At 54.3% G+C, this 24,108-nt stretch carries 22 protein-coding genes; 4 read left to right on the top strand and 18 right to left on the bottom strand.

The genetic code is table 11. The annotated features are described in order from the left end of the window. Positions 1 to 216: 216 nt before the first annotated feature. The gene (locus SynBIOSE41_RS08035) at positions 217 to 759 is read left to right on the top strand and encodes a hypothetical protein (protein ID WP_186540396.1); all 543 of its coding nucleotides are present in this window, start codon (positions 217 to 219) and stop codon (positions 757 to 759) included. 142 nt (positions 760 to 901) lie between these two features. Here SynBIOSE41_RS08035 and SynBIOSE41_RS08030 read toward each other — a convergent pair whose 3' ends face one another. Both SynBIOSE41_RS08030 and SynBIOSE41_RS08025 read right to left on the bottom strand, forming a co-directional pair. Next, positions 902 to 1,417, bottom strand: coding sequence for a tetratricopeptide repeat protein (locus SynBIOSE41_RS08030; protein WP_186540394.1), 516 nt, complete (start codon positions 1,415 to 1,417; stop codon positions 902 to 904). A gap of 438 nt (positions 1,418 to 1,855) precedes the next feature. Then, positions 1,856 to 2,287, bottom strand: coding sequence for a hypothetical protein (locus tag SynBIOSE41_RS08025; protein WP_186540393.1), 432 nt, complete (start codon positions 2,285 to 2,287; stop codon positions 1,856 to 1,858). A gap of 518 nt (positions 2,288 to 2,805) precedes the next feature. On the opposite strand from SynBIOSE41_RS08025, the gene SynBIOSE41_RS08020 reads away from it, so the two are divergent. Further along, complete coding sequence (locus SynBIOSE41_RS08020) at positions 2,806 to 3,033, top strand: hypothetical protein (RefSeq protein ID WP_186540391.1); 228 nt, start codon at positions 2,806 to 2,808, stop codon at positions 3,031 to 3,033. A gap of 910 nt (positions 3,034 to 3,943) precedes the next feature. Here the strand turns inward: SynBIOSE41_RS08020 and SynBIOSE41_RS08015 are convergent. The 10 genes from SynBIOSE41_RS08015 to SynBIOSE41_RS07970 all read right to left on the bottom strand — a co-directional run bounded on the left by SynBIOSE41_RS08015 (position 3,944) and on the right by SynBIOSE41_RS07970 (position 12,588). Beyond that, positions 3,944 to 4,288, bottom strand: coding sequence for a hypothetical protein (locus SynBIOSE41_RS08015; protein ID WP_186540389.1), 345 nt, complete (start codon positions 4,286 to 4,288; stop codon positions 3,944 to 3,946). 66 nt (positions 4,289 to 4,354) lie between these two features. Beyond that, a complete protein-coding gene (locus tag SynBIOSE41_RS08010; RefSeq protein WP_186540387.1) occupies positions 4,355 to 4,639 on the bottom strand; it encodes a hypothetical protein in 285 nt (94 codons plus the stop codon). A gap of 234 nt (positions 4,640 to 4,873) precedes the next feature. Continuing rightward, positions 4,874 to 5,281, bottom strand: coding sequence for a hypothetical protein (locus SynBIOSE41_RS08005; RefSeq protein ID WP_186540385.1), 408 nt, complete (start codon positions 5,279 to 5,281; stop codon positions 4,874 to 4,876). A gap of 807 nt (positions 5,282 to 6,088) precedes the next feature. Beyond that, positions 6,089 to 7,045 (bottom strand): c-type cytochrome biogenesis protein CcsB, encoded by a 957-nt coding sequence (gene ccsB, locus SynBIOSE41_RS08000; protein ID WP_186540383.1) that lies wholly within the window; start codon positions 7,043 to 7,045, stop codon positions 6,089 to 6,091. A 49-nt stretch (positions 7,046 to 7,094) separates the two neighbouring features. After that, positions 7,095 to 8,249 carry an LptF/LptG family permease gene (locus tag SynBIOSE41_RS07995; RefSeq protein WP_066906605.1) on the bottom strand — a complete coding sequence of 385 codons (1,155 nt, stop codon included), beginning with the start codon at positions 8,247 to 8,249 and terminating at the stop codon, positions 7,095 to 7,097. 8 nt (positions 8,250 to 8,257) lie between these two features. Further along, positions 8,258 to 8,986, bottom strand: a complete 729-nt coding sequence (lptB, locus tag SynBIOSE41_RS07990; RefSeq protein ID WP_066906320.1) for an LPS export ABC transporter ATP-binding protein — start codon at positions 8,984 to 8,986, stop codon at positions 8,258 to 8,260. Continuing rightward, complete coding sequence (locus tag SynBIOSE41_RS07985; protein ID WP_255476004.1) at positions 8,983 to 9,372, bottom strand: LptA/OstA family protein; 390 nt, start codon at positions 9,370 to 9,372, stop codon at positions 8,983 to 8,985. Before SynBIOSE41_RS07985 ends, lptB begins: the two co-directional genes overlap by 4 nt. A gap of 120 nt (positions 9,373 to 9,492) precedes the next feature. Next, entirely contained in the window at positions 9,493 to 9,852 is a 360-nt protein-coding gene (locus SynBIOSE41_RS07980; protein ID WP_186540379.1) for a DUF309 domain-containing protein, read from the bottom strand. Then, positions 9,849 to 11,651, bottom strand: coding sequence for a translational GTPase TypA (gene typA, locus SynBIOSE41_RS07975; RefSeq protein WP_066906326.1), 1,803 nt, complete (start codon positions 11,649 to 11,651; stop codon positions 9,849 to 9,851). The genes SynBIOSE41_RS07980 and typA overlap by 4 nt, the downstream gene beginning before the upstream one ends. Positions 11,652 to 11,835: 184 nt before the next feature. Further along, positions 11,836 to 12,588, bottom strand: coding sequence for a M15 family metallopeptidase (locus tag SynBIOSE41_RS07970; RefSeq protein WP_186540378.1), 753 nt, complete (start codon positions 12,586 to 12,588; stop codon positions 11,836 to 11,838). A 107-nt stretch (positions 12,589 to 12,695) separates the two neighbouring features. On the opposite strand from SynBIOSE41_RS07970, the gene chlP reads away from it, so the two are divergent. Next, the gene (gene chlP / locus SynBIOSE41_RS07965) at positions 12,696 to 14,069 is read left to right on the top strand and encodes a geranylgeranyl reductase (RefSeq protein ID WP_186540376.1); all 1,374 of its coding nucleotides are present in this window, start codon (positions 12,696 to 12,698) and stop codon (positions 14,067 to 14,069) included. Positions 14,070 to 14,115: 46 nt separating this feature from the next. Here the strand turns inward: chlP and glyS are convergent, their stop codons facing one another. Then, positions 14,116 to 16,275, bottom strand: a complete 2,160-nt coding sequence (glyS, locus tag SynBIOSE41_RS07960; RefSeq protein WP_186540374.1) for a glycine--tRNA ligase subunit beta — start codon at positions 16,273 to 16,275, stop codon at positions 14,116 to 14,118. Positions 16,276 to 16,390: 115 nt separating this feature from the next. On the opposite strand from glyS, the gene SynBIOSE41_RS07955 reads away from it, so the two are divergent. After that, on the top strand, positions 16,391 to 18,160 hold the full coding sequence (locus SynBIOSE41_RS07955) for an NADPH-dependent assimilatory sulfite reductase hemoprotein subunit (RefSeq protein WP_186540963.1): 1,770 nt from the start codon (positions 16,391 to 16,393) through the stop codon (positions 18,158 to 18,160). On the opposite strand, the gene SynBIOSE41_RS07950 is transcribed toward SynBIOSE41_RS07955, so the two are convergent. From SynBIOSE41_RS07950 to rpsB, 5 genes are all read right to left on the bottom strand, one after another. Continuing rightward, positions 18,133 to 18,861 (bottom strand): M15 family metallopeptidase, encoded by a 729-nt coding sequence (locus SynBIOSE41_RS07950; RefSeq protein WP_186540372.1) that lies wholly within the window; start codon positions 18,859 to 18,861, stop codon positions 18,133 to 18,135. The genes SynBIOSE41_RS07955 and SynBIOSE41_RS07950 overlap by 28 nt on opposite strands. Positions 18,862 to 18,923: 62 nt before the next feature. Then, the gene (recG, locus tag SynBIOSE41_RS07945) at positions 18,924 to 21,458 is read right to left on the bottom strand and encodes an ATP-dependent DNA helicase RecG (RefSeq protein ID WP_186540370.1); all 2,535 of its coding nucleotides are present in this window, start codon (positions 21,456 to 21,458) and stop codon (positions 18,924 to 18,926) included. Beyond that, positions 21,419 to 22,531 (bottom strand): hypothetical protein, encoded by a 1,113-nt coding sequence (locus SynBIOSE41_RS07940; protein ID WP_255476003.1) that lies wholly within the window; start codon positions 22,529 to 22,531, stop codon positions 21,419 to 21,421. Before SynBIOSE41_RS07940 ends, recG begins: the two co-directional genes overlap by 40 nt. 44 nt (positions 22,532 to 22,575) lie before the next feature. Beyond that, a complete protein-coding gene (gene tsf / locus SynBIOSE41_RS07935; protein WP_066906340.1) occupies positions 22,576 to 23,235 on the bottom strand; it encodes a translation elongation factor Ts in 660 nt (219 codons plus the stop codon). Between the two features lie 88 nt (positions 23,236 to 23,323). After that, positions 23,324 to 24,040 (bottom strand): 30S ribosomal protein S2, encoded by a 717-nt coding sequence (gene rpsB / locus SynBIOSE41_RS07930; RefSeq protein WP_066906341.1) that lies wholly within the window; start codon positions 24,038 to 24,040, stop codon positions 23,324 to 23,326. Between the last annotated feature and the right edge of the window lie 68 nt (positions 24,041 to 24,108).

Below are 24,108 nucleotides of genomic sequence, written 5' to 3'. Positions count from 1 at the left end.
AATATCAACTTAGACAATTCAGAACCGAAACGTCCAACATCCAGGTCGCAGAATACAGCTCTGAACGATTGCTTTGATACATCAAGAGTAGAAACATCAAACACAAGATAAAATTTGAACAATCAGACGGGCCTTAGTGGGCCAAGATGGAAAGTGTTGGCCAAACCCCATCAATTAAACTCACGGTTACTGGATTGAATTCGCCATAATCTACGAATGAAAAATTTACTGCTGAAATTTCTTGGCCCGCTACTCGCGATCGCAGGCGTACTGGGTCTAACAGGCTCTTCCATTCTGTGGAATTTCCAGGGTCGCGCCCTTGGACTTCCAGCAACGGTACTTTCTTTGTTGCTTCTTGGTGTGGGCGTTGTTCTGTTACGACCGCTACAACCTGCAGCAACGGCAGAAGCAACGGAAACCATTAAATCCTCAGCCTCAGAGGCAGAAATCACTGCTGGTTCAACAAGTTCCAACGAAACCCAGGAGCCTCAAACCAGTGATTCAACCCAGCCTGAACAAGGGACTACCGAAGCTGGTTCAGTTGATTTGCTGCCAAGTAAACAACCATCATTGACCACAGCTGAAGCCATCGCTGCAGAACTTGCCGCAGCTGAAGCAGATAAACCTGAGCTGATTCTTGTCAATTTCGCTCCAGAGGCACTACGTCCAGGAAATTCGATTCGTTTCAACAAGCGTGTCCCCGGACGCAATTTATCTGGTTATAGGGATATGGCTTCAGAACTCTTCAAATCCAACTAAAATCTGTGTTATTTCTCACTTTAATTTTGATCGATTTTAATCACAATATCCACCCATGACTTACAAATAAGCATTGACATATACAACCATTCAACCGTGAATCAACCATTAAGACAATATTTGCAATTTATTTAGGCTGTTACTATTTACAATATTTTCTCAAGAAACTGATGGACTGCTGATCTCCAAGCTCAACTGCTTGATTCCAATCCAGGCACGCATGCTGAAGATCATTAGACATTTCCATTGCCATACCATGATTAAAATAGGCGTTGCCATCATCAGGATTCATCTGGATAGCAACATCAAAATCAAGGACTGCTCCAGCAACATCTCCAGAACGTGCTTTTGCAATACCACGATTTGCATAGGATTCGGTACTACTTGAATCAAGCTCTATAGATTTACTGTAGTCGATAATTGAACCCTCAAAATCACCATATCTAGCTTTAGCAACTCCACGATATTGATACGCAGATGAATTCCTTGGATCCAGTTCAATAGCCTTGTTGAATTCAATCAGTGCACCTCTGTAATCTCCGGATTCGGATTTTTCAACCCCAGCATGCAGATAGGTATCAACATTCACAGCAAGGCTTGGAGGTACAAAGGTCATCAAACAAATAATTAACGCAACAACAACGTTTCGAGAGAACATCTGCTGACAAGTCTCAGTTCTCCCAGCTTAGTCACCAGGATCAAGAGAGTAAACCAACGAACTCTGAAATCGATGATCGTAGGGATGACCCTTCAGGAGTAAAAAGATATCCAGCATGAAGGGACGCTGAATAAAGCGCTTTTCAAGCAATGGCAGATGACATCCACTCAAAAATTGAATCCACCACCGTGTAAGTGACTTGGACAGCTTTTTTGTGAACAGCGAGCTGCATCAGACATATTCCTTGGTGGAGTTGCCTAACAGGTAACGACGAATCAGCAAGCTCATTCAAAAATTCAACGAGATATGCGTTGGGATGAAATTCTCATTGATTCAGAATACGGGTTACATCAAGATGCCACTAATACAAAAAAAGACTGTAAAATGATTTAGAGAGACAAACAATCAATGACGCACACTATTAAATCGGTGTAGCAATCAAGCTTGAGTGATCGGTTCTTGATCAATCAACACTAACTTCCAGTCATTAGGGTCATACTCACCATCACCAAACATAATATTAGAAGCTTCATCAAAACAAGCCGCTTCGACCTCCACCGTTCTTTCATTTTTCCGATTTAAGAAAGAATAAATATGACCTTCCTCGTAATAAGCAAATGGCTTTGATGGCATTTCGGCATCAGGAAGCCAATCATCCTGATCGAGGATTTTCTGCGTAATGTCTTCAATCATTTTCAACGAATTAATGTCACCGTCCTCAAAATAACCTTGCCAGCTCATCTCTACCCATTTTCCATTGTCTTCCATATACAGAATATAATTGCGATCATCGACTGACTCTCTCATGAGACAAAAGTTTTCTCCAGAAAATCCAAATTCAGCTGACTGCAGTTTGTTGTTCTCAGACATCTTAAAACCTCGGCAACACATCCTACAAGCTAGGAACTCAATGCAAGTTATATCATCATCCAGTATCAAGACTGAAACAATCAAGTTGACTGATTATCCCTCAACATCGGAACTGAAAGCTTTCACGATTACATCCTACACGCCATGACCACTTAGCAAGTGGTTCAGTCAAAGGGGGTTCAGCATGTTATTCCACTGTGATTTACTTCAACGATGTTTAATTCAATCTTGCATTCACACCTCAGCGGTGTGGTCTATTTCAATAACGATTTGTACACTTCTTTCGCCTACTCACATGCTGTTATGATTCACTTTAATTACTCAATTGAGACTTAAGACGTGTTGGAACAGCAGCCAATATCATGAATTGATTGGAGAGTTTCACAGCTCGTACGTGATTAATCATGACCTGAAACGCCCCCCACACTTCCATCGCAAAAGCAGCTATAAGAGACTGCAGAGCCATCCACTGCAATCAGGTCACAGGTCTTTAATTTCCTAAATCATCACGAGAATTCATGACAAATTCAAACATGAGAAGAGCCTGTTACGTTGTTAATCTCAATGATGGTAATCTCCTGGTTGAAGTCAACACCTTTGAGACCCATGCAGAAGCATTAGAACAGTTCAACCAAATCATCCGAATGGGCTCGTTTGGTCGCTGGAAAGAAGTCTATTTAGAGGGAAAAGACCGAGCAGGTGAATTTGTTGATGTGTATTCCGTTCATTACTTTGATCAAAACTAGCCGATTGCGGTGAATGAGCTGCAACTTCAGAAGCATATAACAAGAGTCCAATTTACTAACAATCGACTACACGAGCAATTTCGCTGATGTACCAACACTAAATTCAAGGGATCGATCGATCCTTATTCCCCCCAATAGAGCCAAGCTTGGTGCCGTTTTTGGTACGAATGGGGGAGGACAGCTCAAACCCCAGAGCTGATACTGGGACCAATAGAGGTCTGAAATGTGCTTACTGAATGGTACTGGTATAAGGATCTAACAGACGAACAGAGATGTCTGTACGACGAGCTTCTGCAGATAGAGACAGAGGTTTATCTGAGTCCTCGTGACTGCAAACAACTCGTAAAGGGCTTGAAACGAATAGGAATCAGAACTCCAAAACAACTCAGAGAATGGTTTATTGCCTTAGCCGAAGCAGAAGATGACTAATCAACGAGAGTGGATCATTCATCGCTTAAATCCTGTTCAAACACTGGTGGTTATGGAATTTGCAAGGCCTTCTGAAATGCTGAAACATCTGAGCTTTAGCAGGAACCTTTTACAACCACTCTCATTGATCCTTCATTATTGGAAGTTGTGGCATCCGCATCCAATCTTCCACGAGGAGAGGTCTGCATGGATGAGAAGCTTTTGTGAGTCTAACCATCTTAAACCACATCGATATTCTAAATAGCAACACCATCGACAATATTTACTTCCATCCATTCAGCCGTATTTGCCATCATCATCTTGCTATTCGCTGTATCAACTTTAAAGTATTCCACTAGTGAAGTTTACTCCACATCGATTTGATCCTTAAATGGATACTCATAGGTGCGTTTCATTTCGACATCACACTTCAAATAAACAAAGTCGTCAGCAACGGCAGATGATGCTGAGAGGAGTAGATCTCCAAGGAATGGAAGGCATTTCATTGTCGTTTGTCTCCTTGAAGTTCTGAACAGTCAGGCAGGCTTTTATACACCTCAAGCTGACTTTTCATTTGAGTAAGTTGATCTGTCATCAATTTGTAAGCAATGCCATTCTTCTCAGCTTGGCTCAAGTCTTGAGATAGTTGACCTGCATCCTCCATTTGCCTTGCTATCTCAACCATATTCTCCGGATTTAACACTTGTTGAGAAGCAGTCCGATATAGTCTTTCATACCTTTGCATTTCACTTTCCTTATTTCTTATGCAGTTATTTTGATCATTATCTTGAGCAACGGCAGGTGATAATGTGAGTAGAAGGGTTGAGAGAAGAAGTGGAATTTTCATTGCTTGTGAGAGTATCCTTGGTATCCATTACGAGTGCAGAACTGAATCAGGTAATAATCAAGGACATCATCGATAAAGGTGTGAAAATCCTCTCCCCATTGCCGAAATAAATGCATCCACTTCACCTGTTTCAAAATCAATATCAAATGCAGATGAAACAATGTCACCATCCTCATCTTTGACAGATCTTGATTCAATCACTGAGACAGAATACTTGTGTTCTGTATTGGGATAAGGATGAAAAGTCATTTTATACTTTTCTGCCTCGAAGACTCCACTTCTATAATTCTCATCAGCCGAAGCAGGTGATGCTAAGAGGAGCAAGGCACCGAAAAGGGCGAGATATTTCATATTCACAGGCTAGGGACGAGTCCCTTTTCCATCTACCAGCTAAATAGTTCGGGAGATATGAAATCCTGGGCACTCAGATATAAGGGCTGGATTTCTATGGGTATTACAGTTTTGTTTGCAGTATCAAATGGGGGAGGGGTGAGTATGGAGTTAGAGATTCATCGGCACATCAAGCTCAATCGCCCTTATCATTGCAATAACTGCATCAAAAGCTTGTAAGGAGAACTGGGAGTTTCATTGATTCATACCCTTTTCAGCAGTTTCTCTATCAGTGTCTTGACAAGTACCCGTCATCACCATTTTCAATAAAATATCATCTTGTGAAGCAGTGTATTGCATGTTGAAGACCCCAGGAGGAGAGAACTCTATCAATGCCTTACCTACAACAGTTACTCCATTTTCAACTTCATTGAACTGACCTGTGGCAATACCATTAGCAATAGTTGCGTCTTCCCAATCACCTGAATTATCACTGGTGAGTCGGCTGTTGATGGTATCTATCTTGTAAAAACCTACAGTTGCCAAGTCTCTCTTCTCCAAAATCTCATTCGTGCTTGACTGGATAGTAGTTTCAGTCGCTTTTACATCACATTCCAAATAGATGAGGTCTTCAGCAATGGCAGGTGATGCTGAGAGGAGCAAGACTCCGAAGAGGGCATGGTATTTCATATTCACAGGCTAGAGACGATTCTCTATTCCATCTACCACCTAAACAGGTCTGGAGGTCAGAAATGCTGGCCGGGAAAATTTTGGGTTTGAGCGAACTCAGAGATCGGTCTTGACTGGCTCGGGTGGATATAAAATTTATAGCTTAGGCAAGATATGAGAAGAACTCAGTAAGAGACTTATACAAAACACTCCGTTGCATCCAAAAATAGCCCGTTTGGCGGATGTGCATCAGATGGATGCGGAGATAATCTATGACATCTTGTTTCTTCTCCGAAACACAACTCGGAATTCAAACACAAAGCTGGTTCAGAACATCAAGAAAAATGTCACTAGTGGTCTGGCGTATGGCTCACACCCTTGTGTGTGACCACCACAGACAAGTGTTGTGAGTGGCCCCTATCCCCTACCCCTCACTCATTACATCAATGTGTTGATCATCAATAGCCATAGGCCATAGGGGTACTCCCACCCCTCTCCTGTAACTCCTCACTGAAGATCATCTGAAGGTTCTCCAGCGCCTATGCACGAGCCTCTTCAACTGTGTGTTGACCAGTTGATCGAGTGATGTATCGCCCAGCGTTCCTGTCGTATCTCCTGACTCCAAGGCAACTCCTTCCCTTGTGCTCGTAGATCTCCAGGCCACTGCAAGGGATCACTTCAACGAACTCAGAGGTCCTTGGTCTTGCCACACAGTACAGAGGAATTACTCCTAAGACGGTTTCCCCTTTCAATCAAGCGGGTGGTCAAAACTGGGCAAAACCCAAAACCTGTATTTACCCGTTATCCAAAAAACCAGCCATAACTGTGCAAACCGATGCCCAGCAGATTGACCCCGATGTAACACACAACAATCACCACCAGACCTGATGCCGCAACCAGTGCCGGACGACGACCCTGCCAGCCGCGACTGAGACGGGTATGGAGATAGGCGGCATACACCAGCCAACAAATCAACGCCCAGGTTTCCTTCGGGTCCCAGCTCCACCAGCTTCCCCAGGCCTCATTCGCCCAGACGGCACCGCTGATGATGCCCACTGTGAGCAACAGAAAACCGACCGTGATCGTGCGATAACTCAGGCTGTCGAGCTGTTCAGTGCGACTGAAATGAATGGATGAAAGCTGAACTTCCGGTGGATTTTGCACAGCAACACCTCCTTCTGTGGCCAGAACCTTTGGTCGCCGATAAGCGCCGGTTCCAATGGAGCTGCTGCGGAGTTCCAGTTCCTCTCCACGGTCTGTCAGCAACACCGCAACGGAAAGCAGTGAACCCACCATGAGTGCCGCATAACTGACCATGATCACACTCACATGCATCACCAGCCAGCTGCTGCGCAGAGCAGGCACAAGTGGTGATGCCTGCTGGAGCTGGTCAGGGAGTGCGAAACTGGCAAAGGCGATACAGCCAAGCCCCATCGGTGTGGCGGCAGCTGCCACCAATGGCGAGGACCAGTTGCGTTCGACCAGCAGCTGGGTGAGTGTGCAGGCCCAGGCGAGAAAACAAAGCGACTCGTAGAGGTTGCTGATCGGAAAATGTCCGGATTGCCACCAGCGCAGCACAAGCTGGGCGGTCAGCAACAGGTTGGACAGTGCGATCAGTGAGCGGACACCGCTCGAGCTACGACCGTTGGACAGAGCCCAGAAACTCCAGGGGAGTGCTGCCAGCAGAAGCGCAAAGGCCATCAGACCCAGAAGCAGAACGGGTTCGGAGACGATCGCTTCCAGACCGGAAAAGCCCATCCAATACCTCAAGCAGAGGACTCACTGGTGTTGATTCTGACGGTCTGACTCATCGACTGGCCTGTCTGAGTAAGAAACCGCCACCGCCGAGGCAGATCAGGATCGGGCTCCAAGCAGCCAGTATTGGTGTCAGTGTTCCTTTGACACCCAGTGCACTGAAGCTTGAAGCAAGCAGGTAATACGTCAAAATCATCACGATGCTGAGCGCAAAACCCTGACCTCGATTGGTTCGATTATTTGGTTTAGAGCCAAGGCTTGCTCCAATCAACCCGAAAACAAGGCACGCCATGGGAAAAGTGAATTTCTCCTGGATCCGAACCTGCAATTTCCTTGCGCCCTTCAAATCACCGGAGTTCTGAAGTAGCTGCTCGGCCTGCAACGCCTCAGCCACGGTCATGTTGCGTGCATCCTTCGGCAGTTGGGCGATCCTGATCGGTGCTGCACTAAGCGGGTACAAATACCGATCAAAATCGGCAGAAGTGGTGCTTCCTGATGGGGTCAACGTAAGGATCTGACCATTCAAAAATTCCCACTTCGCTTCCTGTTCATTCCATTGGCCTCTTTCAGCCAGCAACATCTGAGTGAAGCCGACCCTTGAGAAATCAAGCAGGGTGACCCGGGTCATGATTCCGTCTTCGAATTTGCCCGCATAGAAGAGCTGAAGCAGACCTTTGCTGGACGAACCATCAGGTTCCTGCACACGCCCAAAGCGTGGATAGATGATGTTGTTACCTTTCTCAGTGGAGATAGCCCTGCCAAGAGCACTGCTCAGGGTCACTTCCGCCAACCGGTTACTTCGCGGCACCAACACGTCGTTGAACAGAAAGGTGAGGTTGGTCATCAGAAAAGCCAACACCAACGCAGGAATAATCATGCGTGTTGAGGTGACACCAACACTGCGCAGGGCTGTGAGTTCACTGTTGCTCGAGAGTCGGCCATAAGCCAGCAACGTGGCAAACAGGGTGGCCATCGGGAAAGAAAGCACCAGGAAGCTGGGCAGACGCTGCAACAACACCTGTATGGCAATCAGCACAGGCAGATTTTTTTCAGAAATCAGACGAACCAGCTCGAACAGCGCCCCCACAGTGATGGCGAGCACTGTGAACATGGCGATGGCGAACAGAAGGGGGCCGATCAACTCGCCGAGCAGCCAGCGATCAAGGAGCGGAATCCTGCGCAGTTGAGTTTGAATTCTCTGAATCAAAGCCTCGATCACAGCTGAAATCCCTCGCCGAGGTAATGACGGCGCACCAGAGGATCCGATGCCACCTGATCCGAGAGCCCTGAAGCCAGAACGCTGCCGTCCGTGAGGATGTAGGCCCGATCCGTGATCGACAGGGTTTCCCTCACGTTGTGATCGGTGATCAGAATTCCCATCCCCCGTTGACGCAACGCCTGAATCAGTTGCTGCAGGTCAGCCACTGCCAGAGGATCCACACCGGCAAAAGGCTCATCCAACAGCAAATAACGCGGTCCTTCAAGGCCGACCGCCAGGGCACGGGCCACCTCACAACGACGACGTTCGCCACCGGACAGCTGGAAACCCTTGCGATTCAGAAACGGCTGCAGATGAAAATCGTCGATCAGTTGATGCAGGCGTTCACGGGCCTGAGGCTTGGCAAGACCGGTCTGTGACAGCACGAGCTCCAGGTTCTCCCGTACCGTTAATTGTCTGAAAACACTGGGTTCCTGGGGCAGATAACCGATCCCGAGTCGTGCCCTCTCAGGCATCGAGAGGCTGGCAACGGGATGTCCATCCATCAAGACCTCTCCCTGATCGGGCTTGAGCAGGCCGATGACAAGGTTGAAACTTGTGGTTTTACCAGCACCGTTAGGGCCTAGAAGACCAATCACTTCACCCGGTTCCAGCGTCAGCGTGAGGTCTTTCACCAGAGGTCGACCTCCCAGGGAGAGAGAGACCCGATTGAGACTGAGACTCATGGCGTCAGCGGGGTCTGCCCTGGCTGATCAGGGCGCAGGATCATGGTGGAGCGAACCTGCTCGCCACTCGGCGGTACAGCCACAGCCCGTTCATCCTCAAGGTTGTAGGTCACACGTTCTGCCCTGAGTGAGCTGCCATCTTCCTGCACGACGTCGACATCACCACTCAGCACCAGGCGCCCCTCGCGACTGAAATACTGAGCTTGACGGGACGTCGCCACCATTCCGCGCGAGGGGTAAACGATGCGGACATTGCCGATGGCGGTGACCACACCCGTGATGTTGTCAGCCGTCTGGCTGTCGGATTCGATGGTGATCAGACCATCGTCCGACGGTGGACCCTCCAGAGGCGCGACAAACTCCTGTGCCAGCGAAGGTCCTGCCATGGCAAGAACCAGACCCGCGCAAAAGCTCAAGCAACCACGGAGCACGGTTATCGATCGCTGAAACGGAAGGAACACGATCGGCCCAGGCGCTGAGGAAAGGATGTGTCATGGTCCCACGAATCACTCCGCTGCAAGCAGTCGGGGTGGCGGAAGAACCTCTGGGTCCGAGCCGGACTGAAGGGCGCTCAGGCGGTCAGCGACCGCCTTATGCAACGCCGTGAGGTCAAGCCCCAGAGCAGTGGGTAATGAGGGTCTGAGGCGACCGATACCCTCACCGAGAAGAATGGTGGCTCCGCGTGTATTGCCCCGTTCGAGGTGCACATGCGCGACAGCGATCTGCACAATCGCCTGAATCAACTTGCGATCGGGATCGATCTGTTCGTGCCAGATCTCCTCAAAGGCATCGTGGGCCTCGTACCAGGCTCCGGAGTTGAACAGCTCCAGAGCCTGCGGGAAACGGGGATCGTCAGCCGGACTCAACGCTTGGCCATCTTCTTCGCAGGCAGTTTGCGCAGACGAATCGATTCCGGAGTGACCTCGAGCATTTCGCCGGGACCGATGTATTCAAGGGCGCGTTCGAGCGTCATCTGCACGGGAGCCTGCAGGGTGTCGAGTTCTTCAGCACCGGCGGAACGCATGTTGGTGAGCTGCTTCGACTTGCAGACATTGATCTCTAGATCCTGAGGGCGATTGTTCTCGCCGATGATCATGCCTTTGTAGACCTTGGTTCCCGGGGCAATGAAGAACTGGCCGCGATCTTCAGCGTTCTTGAGGGCATAGAAGGTGGCAGTTCCTTCCTCAAATGCGATCAGAACACCGTTTCGGCGGGTGTCGAAATCACCCGTCATTGGCCGGTATTCAAAAAAGGAATGGCTCATGATCCCTTCACCACGGGTGGCGCGAATGAATTCACCGCGGAAACCGATCAGGCCCCGTGAAGGAACAACAAATTCCAGCTGTGTTCGCCCATCAGAACTGGTTTCCATGTTCTGCATCTCAGCCTTGCGTGATCCCAGTTTTTCAATGCAACTTCCCACAGCTGCTTCAGGAACATCCATCACAAGGGTCTCGACAGGCTCACAGGGTGTGCCGTCGATGGTCCTGAAAATCACCTGTGGCTGCGACACCTGGAATTCGTAACCCTCGCGACGCATGGTTTCGATGAGGATGCCGAGGTGCAGCTCACCGCGACCGCTCACTGCAAATCGGTCAGGTGAATCCGTGTCTTCAACCCGGAGTGCAACGTTGGTCAACAGCTCTCGCTGGAGACGGTCGCGCACCTGACGGCTGGTCACGAACTTGCCTTCTTTGCCTGCAAAGGGTGAGTCGTTGACCACAAAGGTCATCTGCAGGGTGGGCTCATCAACCTTGATGAGTGGCAGAGCCTTGGGTTCATCGGGACAGGCAATCGTCTCGCCGATGTTGACCTCGTCGAACCCGGCCACAGCCACCAGATCACCGGCACTGGCTTCAGCGATTTCAACCCGCTGCAAACCTTCAAAACCAAGCAGTTTGCTGATCCTCCCCTTCTTGAGGTTGCCGTCATCTTTGATCAGAACAGCATTCTGACCCTGCTTGATCACGCCGTTGTGCACACGGCCAATGATGATCCGACCAAGAAAATCGGAGTAATCAAGCGTAGTGATCTGAAGCTGGAGAGGCTTGGTGGAATCGCCCACCGGAGGTGGAACATGGCGCAGAATCGCATCGAAGAGCGGACGCATGGTGTCGCTCTCGGTTTTCATATCGGGCTTGGCGAATCCGCCCAGGCCACTTCCGAACAGATAAGGGAAATCACACTGGTCGTCGTCGGCGCCCAGCTCGAGGAACAGATCAAGCACCTTGTCGACAGCAGTCTCAGGATCAACCCGAGCACGATCGATCTTGTTCACAAAAACAATGGGCCTCAGACCCTGTTCGAGTGCCTTTTTCAGCACGAATCGTGTCTGAGGCATCGGACCTTCATTGGCGTCAACGATCAGAAGGCAACCGTCCACCATTCCGAGCACACGCTCGACTTCACCACCGAAATCAGCGTGTCCTGGGGTGTCAACAATATTGATTCGGGTGTCGTTGTAGGTGACAGCCGTGTTTTTGGAAAGGATGGTGATTCCGCGCTCGCGCTCCAGGTCGTTGGAATCCATGACGCAGGTGGGAACTGCTTCGTTGTCACGAAAAATGCCTGACTGGGCCAGCAGTGAGTCGACCAGGGTCGTCTTTCCATGGTCAACGTGGGCGATGATCGCGATATTGCGAATCGCCTTTTGCTGGGCGCTCATAGGGGTCTGTAGGGGGCGGAATGTCTCTGAGCGCCCGCAGGCGCAGTCGACGCACCTTATCTCAACGTGAGATCGTTTCGGGTCGATGTGGACGGTCTGGATGAAGGTTACTCCGGCTCAAAGCTCCAGATCAGAGCAATCCAGCTGTGCTGACCGACAGTCGGATCAGCGTCAATCACGACCATCAACCCCCGTTGGCCAGGCGACGTGCGGGTTCAAACCTACGCAATGCATCTGCTGAACCTTCAAAACGCCAGTGCCAGGGCTCATAACTGACACCTTGCGAATTCACAGCAGGGAAAGAGAGCGTGAAGTGATAGCTAGCGGCATGATCCTGAAGCCAGCTGAAGGCGTAGGTCTGCTCAAAAGAGGTGGACAGATTCGTGGCCGGGTCGTCTCCATCACCGAGGTCGACGGCATAGCCGGTGCTGTGCTCGGAATATCCAGGTGGTGCCGAAACCTTGGCCCGCTCCGCAGCGGTTTGATTGCGCTCGGATTTGACGTCGAAGAAAATACTTTTCTGAAGGTCCTGGGAGCGATAACCGCTCAGCAACCTCAGATCAACACCATCGGCTGCAGCGGCACGACGCATGGCATCGAGTGAAATGGCGGCATCTCGATGCAATTCAATTCCCGCCTCCACTGGCACCAGTTGATCGACAATCGCCTCCGGATAGGGGAAATGACCGAGCAGGCGACCATCACGGCCTGGCTGTTCATCAATGCCCTCAACCACCTGGGTCTTGGAGCCGAAGGGCAGCAGCTCCGGAAGGAACAGCACCGTGGCCAGAGACAGTGAGAAGACAACTCCACAGGCGAGCAGAAGTCCCAGACCACTCCCACGCTTCGGTTGTGAGGAACGACTGCGGCGGGCGATGGGGATGTCATCGCGGCTGCTGTCACGCTTCCTGCTTCGGGTTGCGACAGCCCGGGACAAAAGAACACCTCACTGATGTTTCGATCGTAAGGGGGTGCGCCAGTGCCAGCAGCGAAAGGACTGATTGCGGTGTAACTTCGATTTAGAGTCCAGCGGAGAGTGCTGAGATGCTGAGAGTTGCTGTCATCGGCGGAGGTCCGAGCGGATCCTGCGCCGCTGAAGTGCTTGCAAAAGCTGGCATCAACACCTGGCTGTTCGAGCGCAAACTCGACAATGCCAAGCCCTGTGGAGGAGCGATCCCACTCTGCATGGTCGAGGAATTCGAACTTCCCGAATCGATCATCGATCGAAAAGTCCGCAACATGAAGATGATCTCCCCCTCCAACAAGGAGGTGGACATCAGGCTGGATCCACTCGGCTACGACAACGATGCCTACATCGGCATGTGTCGTCGTGAGGTTTTTGATGCCTTCCTGCGCAACCGCTCCGCCGAGCTAGGGGCGACTCTCGTGAATGCGCTCGTACAGAAAATTGATACCGGAACCAATCGTCAGGGCCCATACACCCTGCATTACGCCGACTACAGCAATGGAGGTCCAACCGGAGAGCTGAAGACTCTGGAGGTGGATCTGATCATTGGCGCTGACGGTGCAAACTCCCGCGTCGCCAAGGCCATGGATGCCGGTGATTACAACGTGGCGATCGCTTTCCAGGAACGCATCAAGCTGCCTGCCGAGGAGATGACCTACTACGAGGATCTCGCCGAGATGTATGTGGGCACCGACGTCTCACCTGATTTTTATGCCTGGGTGTTCCCCAAGTTCGACCACGTTGCTGTGGGAACAGGAACGATGCAGCAGAACCAGTCGCTGATCAAAGGCCTTCAGAAAGGGATTCGTGAGCGTGCACGCAAGCGTCTGTTCAAGGGTGAGGTGATCAAGGTCGAAGCCCATCCCATCCCCGAACATCCCCGTCCAAGACGGGTCGTGGGTCGAATGGCCCTGGTTGGCGACGCCGCTGGCTATGTCACCAAGAGCTCCGGCGAAGGGATTTACTTCGCAGCCAAGAGCGGACGGATGTGTGCGGAAGCCATCGTGGAGATCTCCGCGAATGGAAGCCGCATCCCCACGGAGAAGCAGATCAAGTCGACCTACCTGAAGCGCTGGGACCGGAAGTACGGCGCCACTTATGCGGTGCTCGACATACTCCAGAGGATTTTCTACAGGAACGACGCCGCCCGGGAAGCCTTCGTGGAAATGTGCGATGACCGCGATGTTCAGAAACTCACCTTTGACAGCTACCTGTACAAGCGGGTGGTGATGATGAATCCCTGGCAGCAGGTCAAACTCACCCTGCGCACGGTTGGCAGCCTGTTGCGCGGTCAGGCCCTTGCACCGTCCAACTACGGGTCTGTTCCCTCAGCGGTGGGACGCACAGACGGTGACTTCCTGGCGGAGGAAGCGGCCCAGGCGATCAAATCGCAAAGCAGTGAAGACCACGCCTCAAGCGGCGAGGAGCGTTCAAAGGTCACCACCAGCTGATCCCATCAGCGGCTGAGCTCATCATCTGTTGAGATCAGCCGCTTGTTCAGGACTGGATGTTGTCGAAACGCGCCAGAACGGAAGCCTGATTGCGCAGGACGCCAAGCAGGTTCAGACGGTTGCGTCTCACAGCATCGTCATCAGCCATCACCATCACGCTGTTCTCACCGTCGAAGAAGGCTTCAAGAGCTCTTGCAGCACCCTGAAGCTCAGACGCCAGGCCTCGATAATCACAGGCCTCAGCTAGCGGCCCGAGCGTCTGCAACTGGTTCAGCAGATCAGACTCACTGGGTGAATCGAACAACGAGGCTTCGATCACTGATCCCGGAACCAGTTGAGAGGTGTCGAGATCACCTTTCTCAGCAAGTTTGGATGCGCGTTGAACCACTGCCTGAACGGCCTGAAGCCGATCGCCATCCCGCAGTTCCTGCAGCAATAAAAGTCGTTCACGGGCATCGACCGGATCCTGAAGCAGACGGGCGCTGCTCACCCCCTCTCCGCTCACTGCCTGCACAAGGTCAGGAGGAAAACCATCCTCCTCGAACTGAGACACCATGCGTTGCCGCAACAGCTGGCCCAGATCATTGGCAAGACCAGCGGCATCGAACTGAAACGCCGGGAACAGATCTGCCCAGTGATCTGCCGCTGTGGTCAGCAGCGTCTGCAACGGCAGCCGCCAGCCACGGTCCCAGAGAATCTGAACGATCCCATTGCCGGCGCGTCGGAGCGCATAGGGGTCGGACGAACCCGTCGGGCGCTGACCTTTGGCGAAAATGCTGAGCAGAAGCTCAAAGCGCTCGGCCAGCGCCAGCAGGGCACCGGCATCGCTGGAAGGGGGTGCGTCCCCCGCACCAGCGGGTTGATAGTGCTCCGCCACTGCCAAGGCAACATCACGGTGCTCCCCCTCTTCAAGCAGATATTTACCGCCCATCAGCCCCTGCAGTTCAGGGAATTCACCCACCATCTGGCTGACAAGATCGTTCTTGCAGAGATGGGCTGCACGGCGTCCATGGTCTGCCAGTGAGTCGCTGGTTGCGAGGGCCTGAACCAGCTGGTCCATCACCCAACTGATCCTCTCAGTGCGATCCAGCAGGCTGCCGAGACCTTCAGCGAACGTGACGCGATCGAGCTCCTGACGCCGTTGCTCGCTGGGCTGACGGCGATCAACGTTGAGGAAAAACTCAGCATCCGCTAGACGGGCACTGAGAACTCGCTGATTACCGCTGACAATCGTCATGGAGGCATCAGGCAATCCGTTGCCGACAAGCAGAAAATCGGACCGCAAGACGGTTCGAGCGCTGAGCTGCAGCGGATCGGCAGTCGTGTTCGGTTGCCTGAGGGGGACATAGCGTTGATGCGACTGCATCACCGTGACAATCACTTCCGGCGGTAAATCCAGATACTGATCTGCGATTTCACCCTTCAGCACGAGGGGGGCTTCCACCAGATCCACCAGCTCCTGAAACAGGCTTTCCGGACAATCAGCCTCACCACCGCAGGAGGCTGCCTCGGCAGCAATGGAGCTGCGGATCACTTCGGCACGCTGATCGCGGTCAACCATCACACCGGCTTCAGCAAGACGCGATGGGAGTTGATCCGCAGACTTCAACTCAGCGAGCGAGTCATGAAGACGATGGCCTCGACTGTGACGACCACTGCGCACAAGAGGATCAGAGGCGTCGAGAGTCACAGGAATCAGGGCCTCACCAAGCAGCGCCACAAGCCAGCGCACAGGTCGACTGAACCGCTGCTCTCCGCTTCCCCAGCGCATGAACCGACGCCCCTGAAGGCTGTCGATCCACTGGGGGATGAAGTCCTGCAACAGAACAGCACTCGCCTGACCAGGGGTGCAGACGCGAGCAAACAGACATGGACCCTTGGGCGTATCCCTGGTTTCAAGCTGCGAGGGGTCCACGCCGCAACGCTTGGCAAAACCAAGAGCAGCCGGTCCTGGCTGGCCGTCAACAAGAGCCTGGGACACAGGAGGGCCCTTGCGATCCTCCTCCAGATCAGGCTGTGAATCGATGAGATCGCTGATCTGAACTAGCAAACGACGTGGTGTTCCCGTCACCGTGAGCGGTCCATGGTCGAGCCGCAGTTCCTTCAGATCAGTGCGGACACGCCGCTCCAGCTGCTGAAGCGCTGAGCGCACGAAATCGGCCGGTAGTTCCTCGGTGCCGATCTCGAGCAGAAACGTGTTTGCCACTCCACGTGCCAATGCAGGTGGCGACTTTATGAGACGCCGCTTCGCTAGTTTCAAATGCAACAACGGTGCACGTGTGAGCGACGGACTGACAGCCACATCCAATGCGCAGGAGGCCATGGTGGCTTCTGTGCTGGATGGGCCTGCAGCGCGCACGGAGTCCATCGACACAGCGCTGTCAAAAGCTGAGAAAAGGAAGCTTTACAGCGGTCATCTGCGCGAGCCGCTGCAGTCGGAACTGCTGAACGAGGACATCCGTTTCAGTGAAGATGCCGTTCAGCTGCTGAAATTTCACGGCAGCTATCAGCAGAACCATCGCGAACTGCGCAAAACCGACAAGGTGCGCTGCTGGCAGATGATGCTGCGCCTGCGCAATCCAGGTGGCCGGGTTCCTGCTGACCTGTTCGCCGCTCTCGATGACCTCTCCGACCAGTACGGCGATGGCACCCTGCGTGCGACAACGCGGCAGGCCTTTCAGATGCACGGGGTGCCGAAGGGTGACCTGAAGACCGTGATCGGCACGATCATCACCAATCTGGGGTCAACCCTGGCCGCCTGTGGTGATATCAACCGCAACGTGATGGCACCCCCTGCGCCGTTCGAGAAGGGTGCCTACCCGGCAGCAAGGGCACTCGCTGATCAAATCGCTGATCTGCTCAGTCCTGAAGCAGCGGAGGGGTCCTACCTGGACATGTGGATTGACGGCGACCACAGCTACCGCTTTCAGCCAGCCAAAACCGTACGTAAGGCCCGCAGCCGTCAGCAGAAGGGAGGCGTCTTTTCCGGCAGCGGAGCCGAACCTCTCTACGGCGACACCTACCTGCCCCGCAAATTCAAGGTTGCCGTCACCGTGCCAGGCGACAACTCCGTTGATCTGCTGACACAGGACATCGGACTGGTGGCTTTTGCCGATGCCTCAGGAGCACTGAAAGGCTGCAATGTCTATGTGGGGGGCGGGATGGGCCGGACCCACAACCAGGAGGACACGTTTGCAAGAACCGCCGACATGCTGGGTTACGTGAAGGCGGAAGACATCTTTGATCTGCTGCAGGCGATCATGGCTCTGCAGAGGGATCACGGAGATCGTGAAGTTCGCAAGCATGCCCGTATGAAATATCTCCTGCACCAGCGGGGGATCACCTGGTTCAGATCAACACTGAAGAAGAACTACTTCAGAGGTGAACTGAAGGGCCTCCGCCAGGAACCGGTTGCCAAGCTCCAGGACTACCTTGGTTGGCACCGTCAGAAGAAAGGTCTCTGGTTCGTCGGACTTCCGATGATGTGTGGACGTCTCGAGGGCGCGGTGAAAAATGGCTTGCGCAAGATTGTGCAGACCTATCAGCTGGAAATCCGCCTGACGGCCAATCAGGATCTGCTGCTCTGCAACATCGGTGCCGCACAGAAAACATCGATCAAGCAGGCACTCGCAGAACTTGGGTTTGAGCTTCCAGGCGAACCAGCCCCGCTGGCACGTCATGCAATTGCCTGCCCAGCCCTACCCACTTGCGGGCTGGCGATCACAGAGGCTGAGAGGATTCTCCCCGAGGTGCTTGACCGCCTGGATGCGTTGTTGCAGAAACTGGGCATCGACCAGTCGGTGCTGGTGCGCATGACCGGATGTCCCAATGGATGCGCCCGTCCCTACATGGCCGAACTGGCTTTGGTGGGCAGTGGTTTGAATCAATATCAGCTCTGGTTGGGTGGCACTCCGAATCTTCAGGTCCTCGCCAGGCCGTTCCTGCAGAAGATGCCCCTTGATCAACTGGAATTAACGCTGGAGCCCTTGCTGATCAGCTGGAAACAGTGCGGAGTGAGGCGCAGTTTCGGAGCTCATGTCAACCGACTCGGAGACGAGTTGGTTCAACAGCTACTGGGAACAGAGGCATAGATCGCTCCTGGGGTCTGTTGTTGCCAGGCCCAGAGCTGATCACCGTGGCTGAAGTGCCACCACTCATTGGGATGTCTGGCAAAACCAGCCTCGGACATCACCTCGTTTAGCAGACAGCGTCGACGGTGCCAGAGAGCCGCCTCACTGCGAGGGTTCGCCTCAGCTTCGTCGGCATGGTGATCAGGAATCGACTGATCGCCGATGGCATCGATGTCACCACCCATCTCCAGTGGATCTCCAGAGCAGTCCGCAAGGGTGAGATCAACAGCGGCACCGGTGCTGTGAGGGGGAGGTGTGCAGGGATCCGGACTCGGAGGAGCCCAGAACCGGGCCACATCCTTTTGCACCTGTTCAAGCGCTGCAGCCATCAAAGGGTCGGCGGCATCAATGCCCTGTGAGCGACATTGCTCCTGAACGGCGTACTCAACCATGAAAGCCTGGACACGAATCGGCCTCCACGCATCAAAGATCGCCAGCTGCACCGTGCCGACCTCCGGGTCACGGCGCAGCGACAGAAGGGTCTGCGCAGCAACCAGACGCTCCAGAACGCCGGAGCGCAATCGATAGGGATCGGCATCCTCGCCATAAGGGGCTCCCACGCAGGCATAGGGATGGGGCTCAAGGCACAGAAAGCGAGGCTTGAGCGACACAAGCGGTTCACCGCAATCGTCGATCACCACATCGCTCCAGGGACGACGCATCCGATCTCAGAGCGCAAGGCAGCCATCGTATGGGGAGATCCTCAGCAGCGAAACGATGTGATTCAGTTGAGCTGAGCCGACGATGTCACACGACTGCGCTGCTCATCGAGAAGACGCCTGAGCACGGCGTACTCCCTGAGCTCGGGATCCTCACGCAGGATGTCTGCAGCTTCTTCGCGCGCTTCCTCAAGCACCGATCCATCATCAGCAAGGCTTGCCAGCGCCAGATCCGGCAGGCCGGATTGACGAGTGCCAAGGACCTGGCCAGGTCCACGCAGCCGCAGATCCATTTCAGCGATCTCGAAACCGTCGGTGGAGCGCACCAGAACCTCCAGCCGTTGGCGGGCGAGGGGGTTGCGGCTGTCATTGATCAGAAGGCAATGGGAGGCAGCCGCGCCACGACCGACACGACCCCGCAGCTGATGCAGCTGCGCGAGGCCGAAACGGTCGGCATGGTCGATCACCATCACGCTGGCCTCCGGCACATCCACTCCCACCTCCACCACGGTGGTTGAAACCAGAACCTTGGTCTCCCCTGAAGCGAAGGCTCTGATCACGGCCTGCTTGTCCGCACTGGCGAGACGTCCGTGCAGGAGTCCTACCTGAAGATCAGGAAACACCTCATCGGCCAGCTGCCTGTGCACATCCACAGCAGAACGCAGATCCATCTTTTCGGACTCCTCCACCAGTGGAAGCACGACATAGGCCCTCTGGCCCTTGTCCACTTCGTCCCGGATCAAGTCGTAGGCCTCGTCGCGATTCGAGCCGGTGATCATGGCGGTGCGAATCGGCGTCCGTCCGGGCGGCAATTCATCGATCTGGCTCACATCCAGATCACCATGCAGGGAGAGCGCCAAGGTGCGGGGAATCGGCGTTGCCGTCATGGTGAGCAGGTGAGGCTGCAACCCCTTGCCGAGCAAACGGTTGCGCTGACGCACACCGAAACGGTGCTGTTCGTCCACAACCACCAGGCCAAGACGGGAGAAAGCCACCGGATCCTCCAGCAGGGCATGGGTCCCGACCAGAATTTTGCAAGCACCTGAACCAACGTCAGCGAGGATCCTGCGGCGTTGTTTCTGGGGGGTAGAACCCGTCAACAGCTCAACGGTGACATGCAGAGCTGGCATCCAGCCGCAGAGACTGCGGTAGTGCTGCTCAGCGAGCACCTCGGTGGGAGCCATCATTGCCCCCTGCCATCCGGCCTGAATGGCTCGCAACAGAGCAGCCACTGCCACGACAGTCTTGCCGCTGCCCACATCCCCCTGAACCAGTCGAGCCATCGGTTCCTGCCGGTTCAGATCCGCCTCGATTTCCGCCAGAACCCGCTGCTGCGCAGCAGTGAATTCGAATGGCAGCATCGCCAGGAACCGACCCAGCAACCCATCACGATCCGATGCGCTGCTGGTCAGGGAGGGGGCGGAGCGCTGCTTCAACGCCGCGCGGCGTTGCATCAAGCCGAGCTGCAGCAACAGAAACTCATCAAACACCAGGCGATGCCGGGCCTGCTGAAGTTGATCGGACGACTCAGGACGATGAATCGCCACCAGGGCCCGATCGCGACTGAGCAGCTGCCGAGCATCGCGCCGCACCCTGGGAAGAGGCTCCGGCCACAGACGCACCGCTGGCAGGACGCGTTCGATCAGTGCACGAAAGCGATCCGCCGTTAGCCCTTCCGTGAGCGGATACACAGGCAGAAGTCGGCCGATGCGGCTGGAACGAAGTGGTGCTTGAGCACTTTCCATCACTTCGATCAGTGGATCCTGAAAACTGATTCCATAAGGCCCGCTTTTGACGAGGCCACTGACAGCAACCGTGGCGCCATTGGGGTACTGGCGGGTCTGACCATGCAGATAAGAGGGATTACTGAACCGCTTTCCAGCCAGGAAACGGGTCACCTTGATCCGTCCTGTCGGATCCTGAAGCTGCAGCTCAATGATCGACAGATTGGGATTGCGCGGACTGGTGAAGCCGTGGCAGCGACGCACGGTGGCCACAATCGTGGCTGTTTCACCCGGCACAAGGGCATCAATTCGTCGCAGTGCCGAATAGTCGACGTAATCCCTGGGGTAGTGAAGAATCAGATCACGCACCAACAGGAGCCCGAGGCTGGCCAACCGTTCAGCAAGTTTCGGCCCAATGCCTTTCACCTGAGCCAGTGGACTGTCGAGACCCGGTGCGGCCTGAGTGGATGGAGAAGACGACGAGGATCGTTGCGCAACCTTCAGACGCGGTGGAGCCATCGGTGCTGATGGTTCCAGCCGCTGGCGCAGGGCATGAAGCCACTGCCTGACCAGCGTGACCTGTCGGCGGCGAGCTGGATCATCCAGGGATGCGTAGTTGGCGAATCCCTCCGCCAAATCCTGAAGACGAGGGGGAACATCGCCAGGCAGAGGAATCTGCGGAGGAGTTGCCAGCTCGCGCTGCATGAAGCTGTGAAAGCGTTCATTGCGGCCCTGAAGATTGCTGAAGCCGCGTTCAACCTCGAGTGACAGCGCCTGCTGCAGGGGTCGGATCCATACCAGAAACCGTTCCAGAGCCTGGTAATCCAGGCCGGCATTCAACTGAGTTGAGGAGTTTCCGGCTGGTTGGGCCACCAATGATTCTGGACCTCTCGGACACTGGCGCGACGCTGCCAGTGTCGCTCCTTCAGCAGCAAAGTGCCTAGATCACGACGTTGCAAGCGCAGGCGACTGCGACTGCGTCTCAGAGCATGGTCATCGAACTCAAGCTCGGATGGGCGCATCAAGATGCAGGCGGTGTCTATCGCCTGGTCGTCAACGACCATCGACAGAGGCAGGGTCAGTCTCAGCACATTGGAGGGTGCCGACTGGGATGGCAGCTGACCACTGTTAACGGCATCCAGAAGCTGTATGGGAAGCAGGCTGCGTGTCACCCCCGCTCGCATCAGCTCAACATTCACAGCATGGGAGACATTGCGCAGCCTGCGGATCAAGGCGGAATCCACTGAATCCATCCAACTCAACAGGCCGCTTGCGGTCGAAGGCATCAACTGATCGCTCGACTGAGCCAACGGGTCCAGATGGGATTCGTCTGGTTCAGGACCGCCCTGCAGCTCCTGGGGGGACTCTCCCTGTTCCAGTGATTCACCGGCCATGACGAACAGCGATCGCAGGATCTCCAGTTCGGACATCTCGGACCCTGAATCAGCTGATGTCAGTGACTGAGTCTCCTTGACATCGGAACGATCCACCAGATCATCAGCCGTCGAGCGAGGATCGTTCGGCAGCAGACCCTCCAGCAGATCTGGGCGTTCCAGCGGCAGATCCAGTCCCAGCTCAATGCCAGGGGATGGTGCTTCCGTCACAGCTGGCTCAACGCTGCTGGAGGAACGGTCGGCGAGATTCTGAAACTGCTGGATGCGGGATCGCCGCTCTTCATCCTGCAGGCGCGCGGCCAGAACGAGCAGCTGCTCAATCGTGATCATCGATGAAGCACGCTGAACGAGTGCATCGATCCGTTGCTGCAACAACGTCTGACGCTCTGAGAGCGATGCGCGTTGCAGAGGGGAGAGAGAGCAGAGCAGGTGGCGGATCGCCGCTTTGACAGCGATAGGTAAGATCAGACGCACCAGTTCCAGATACTGGGCCTGCTCTCTATAGAGAAGTGGAGCCAGTGAGTTACACCGCTCTTGCAGACGTGCAAGTTGCACGCCTGGATCGTGCGCGTGACGACTCCCCGGTAATCCCGTCAAGATCAGCCTTTCGACATGGAAGCGACTTCAGCAGCGAAGTCGGTCTCTTCAATCTCAATGCCCTCTCCGAGGGTGTAGCGGGTGAATCGACGCACCTTGACGTTTTCACCGATCTTGCCTGCTGTCTGCTTCACGAGGTCCGCCACGGTCAGGGAGCTGTCTTTGATGAAAGGCTGTTCCATCAGGGCCAGTTCCTTGAGGCGCTTGTTGATGCGGCCCTCAACAATTTTTTCTTTCATCTGCTCAGGCTTGCCTTCCAGATCATCACGACCCATTTCGATCGATTTCTCGCGCTCACGGATCTCAGCAGGAATCTCATCGGTGGTGACGTACTCCACACCAGGACAGGCAGCAACCTGCATGGACACGTCGCGCAGCAACTCCTGGAACATGTCGCCACGCGCGACGAAATCGGTTTCGCAGTTGATTTCGATCAGCACACCGACACGGGCACCCGTGTGGATGTAACTGCCGATGGCTCCCTCAGCAGCAGTACGACCAGATTTCTTTTCAGCGCTGGCGATACCTTTCTGACGAAGCCACTCAACGGCTTTGTCGGCATCACCATCGGTTGCTGCAAGAGCTTTCTTGCAATCCATCATTCCAGCGCCGGTCTTGTCGCGGAGTTCCTTGACGAGCTTGGCGGATACGGCAGCAGCCATCGGATGTGTTGGTGAAGGACGTTGGGACAAAAAGATCCGCCTTCCCGCTCTGACGGGAGGGCGGCGTGAACTTAGCGGCTAATGCGACTCAACCTTGGTTGTCGGAGCCACGCTGCTCGTTGGAACCATGACGACCTTCGTTGATGGCATCAGCGAGGCGGCTCAGCACCAGCTGCACTGAACGCACAGCATCGTCATTGCAAGGGATTGGCACCTCGCAGAGATCGGGGTCGCAGTTGGTATCAAGCATCGACACCAGAGGGATGTCGAGCTTGCGGGCCTCGAGCACAGCATTGGTCTCGCGACGCTGATCCACCAGGACCACCACATCCGGGAGTCGGCGCATGTTCTTCAGACCGCCGAGGTACTTCTGAAGACGATCCAGCTCCCGGCGAAGCACAGCTGCTTCCTTCTTCGGGCGCATGGCGATCGCACCGCTGGACTCCATCCGCTCCAGATCCTTGAGGCGGTCAATCCGAGCCTTCATCGTGGTCCAGTTGGTGAGCATTCCACCCAGCCAACGTTGGTTCACGTAGGAAGCGCCACAACGTGCAGCTTCATGAGCCACGACTTCGGAAGCTTGTTTCTTGGTGCCGACGAACAGAAACCGCTTGCCGCTCCTGGCCGCAGTCCGTGTCCATTTGTAGGCGTTGTTCATGCAGACAGCGGTCTGCACGAGGTCAATGATGTGAACTCCGTTGCGCGCGCAGTAGATGTAGCGCGACATCTTGGGATTCCAGCGACGGGTCTGGTGACCGAAATGGGCACCAGCTTCCATCATCTCGGCGAGAGTGACGACAGCCATGGTTGTTTAGAGGTTTCGGGTTCGCCTCCACCTGTCAGGGATGGTGTGATGAACCGAGGTTCAGATCA

Origin of the sequence: Synechococcus sp. BIOS-E4-1 (genome assembly GCF_014279995.1) — a bacterium.
Classification (GTDB): Bacteria; Cyanobacteriota; Cyanobacteriia; order PCC-6307; family Cyanobiaceae; genus Synechococcus_C.
This window is presented reverse-complemented; position numbering and strand designations above follow the sequence as displayed.

Coding starts and splice junctions, on each gene's coding strand:
- SynBIOSE41_RS08035 (WP_186540396.1), top strand. CDS start 217: ATGAAAAATTTACTGCTGAAATTTCTTGGCCCGCTACTCGCGATCGCA.
- SynBIOSE41_RS08030 (WP_186540394.1), bottom strand. CDS start 1,417: ATGTTCTCTCGAAACGTTGTTGTTGCGTTAATTATTTGTTTGATGACC.
- SynBIOSE41_RS08025 (WP_186540393.1), bottom strand. CDS start 2,287: ATGTCTGAGAACAACAAACTGCAGTCAGCTGAATTTGGATTTTCTGGA.
- SynBIOSE41_RS08020 (WP_186540391.1), top strand. CDS start 2,806: ATGACAAATTCAAACATGAGAAGAGCCTGTTACGTTGTTAATCTCAAT.
- SynBIOSE41_RS08015 (WP_186540389.1), bottom strand. CDS start 4,288: ATGAAAATTCCACTTCTTCTCTCAACCCTTCTACTCACATTATCACCT.
- SynBIOSE41_RS08010 (WP_186540387.1), bottom strand. CDS start 4,639: ATGAAATATCTCGCCCTTTTCGGTGCCTTGCTCCTCTTAGCATCACCT.
- ccsB (WP_186540383.1), bottom strand. CDS start 7,045: ATGGGCTTTTCCGGTCTGGAAGCGATCGTCTCCGAACCCGTTCTGCTT.
- lptB (WP_066906320.1), bottom strand. CDS start 8,986: ATGAGTCTCAGTCTCAATCGGGTCTCTCTCTCCCTGGGAGGTCGACCT.
- SynBIOSE41_RS07985 (WP_255476004.1), bottom strand. CDS start 9,372: ATGGCAGGACCTTCGCTGGCACAGGAGTTTGTCGCGCCTCTGGAGGGT.
- typA (WP_066906326.1), bottom strand. CDS start 11,651: ATGAGCGCCCAGCAAAAGGCGATTCGCAATATCGCGATCATCGCCCAC.
- chlP (WP_186540376.1), top strand. CDS start 12,696: ATGCTGAGAGTTGCTGTCATCGGCGGAGGTCCGAGCGGATCCTGCGCC.
- SynBIOSE41_RS07955 (WP_186540963.1), top strand. CDS start 16,391: ATGGTGGCTTCTGTGCTGGATGGGCCTGCAGCGCGCACGGAGTCCATC.
- SynBIOSE41_RS07950 (WP_186540372.1), bottom strand. CDS start 18,861: ATGCGTCGTCCCTGGAGCGATGTGGTGATCGACGATTGCGGTGAACCG.
- tsf (WP_066906340.1), bottom strand. CDS start 23,235: ATGGCTGCTGCCGTATCCGCCAAGCTCGTCAAGGAACTCCGCGACAAG.
- rpsB (WP_066906341.1), bottom strand. CDS start 24,040: ATGGCTGTCGTCACTCTCGCCGAGATGATGGAAGCTGGTGCCCATTTC.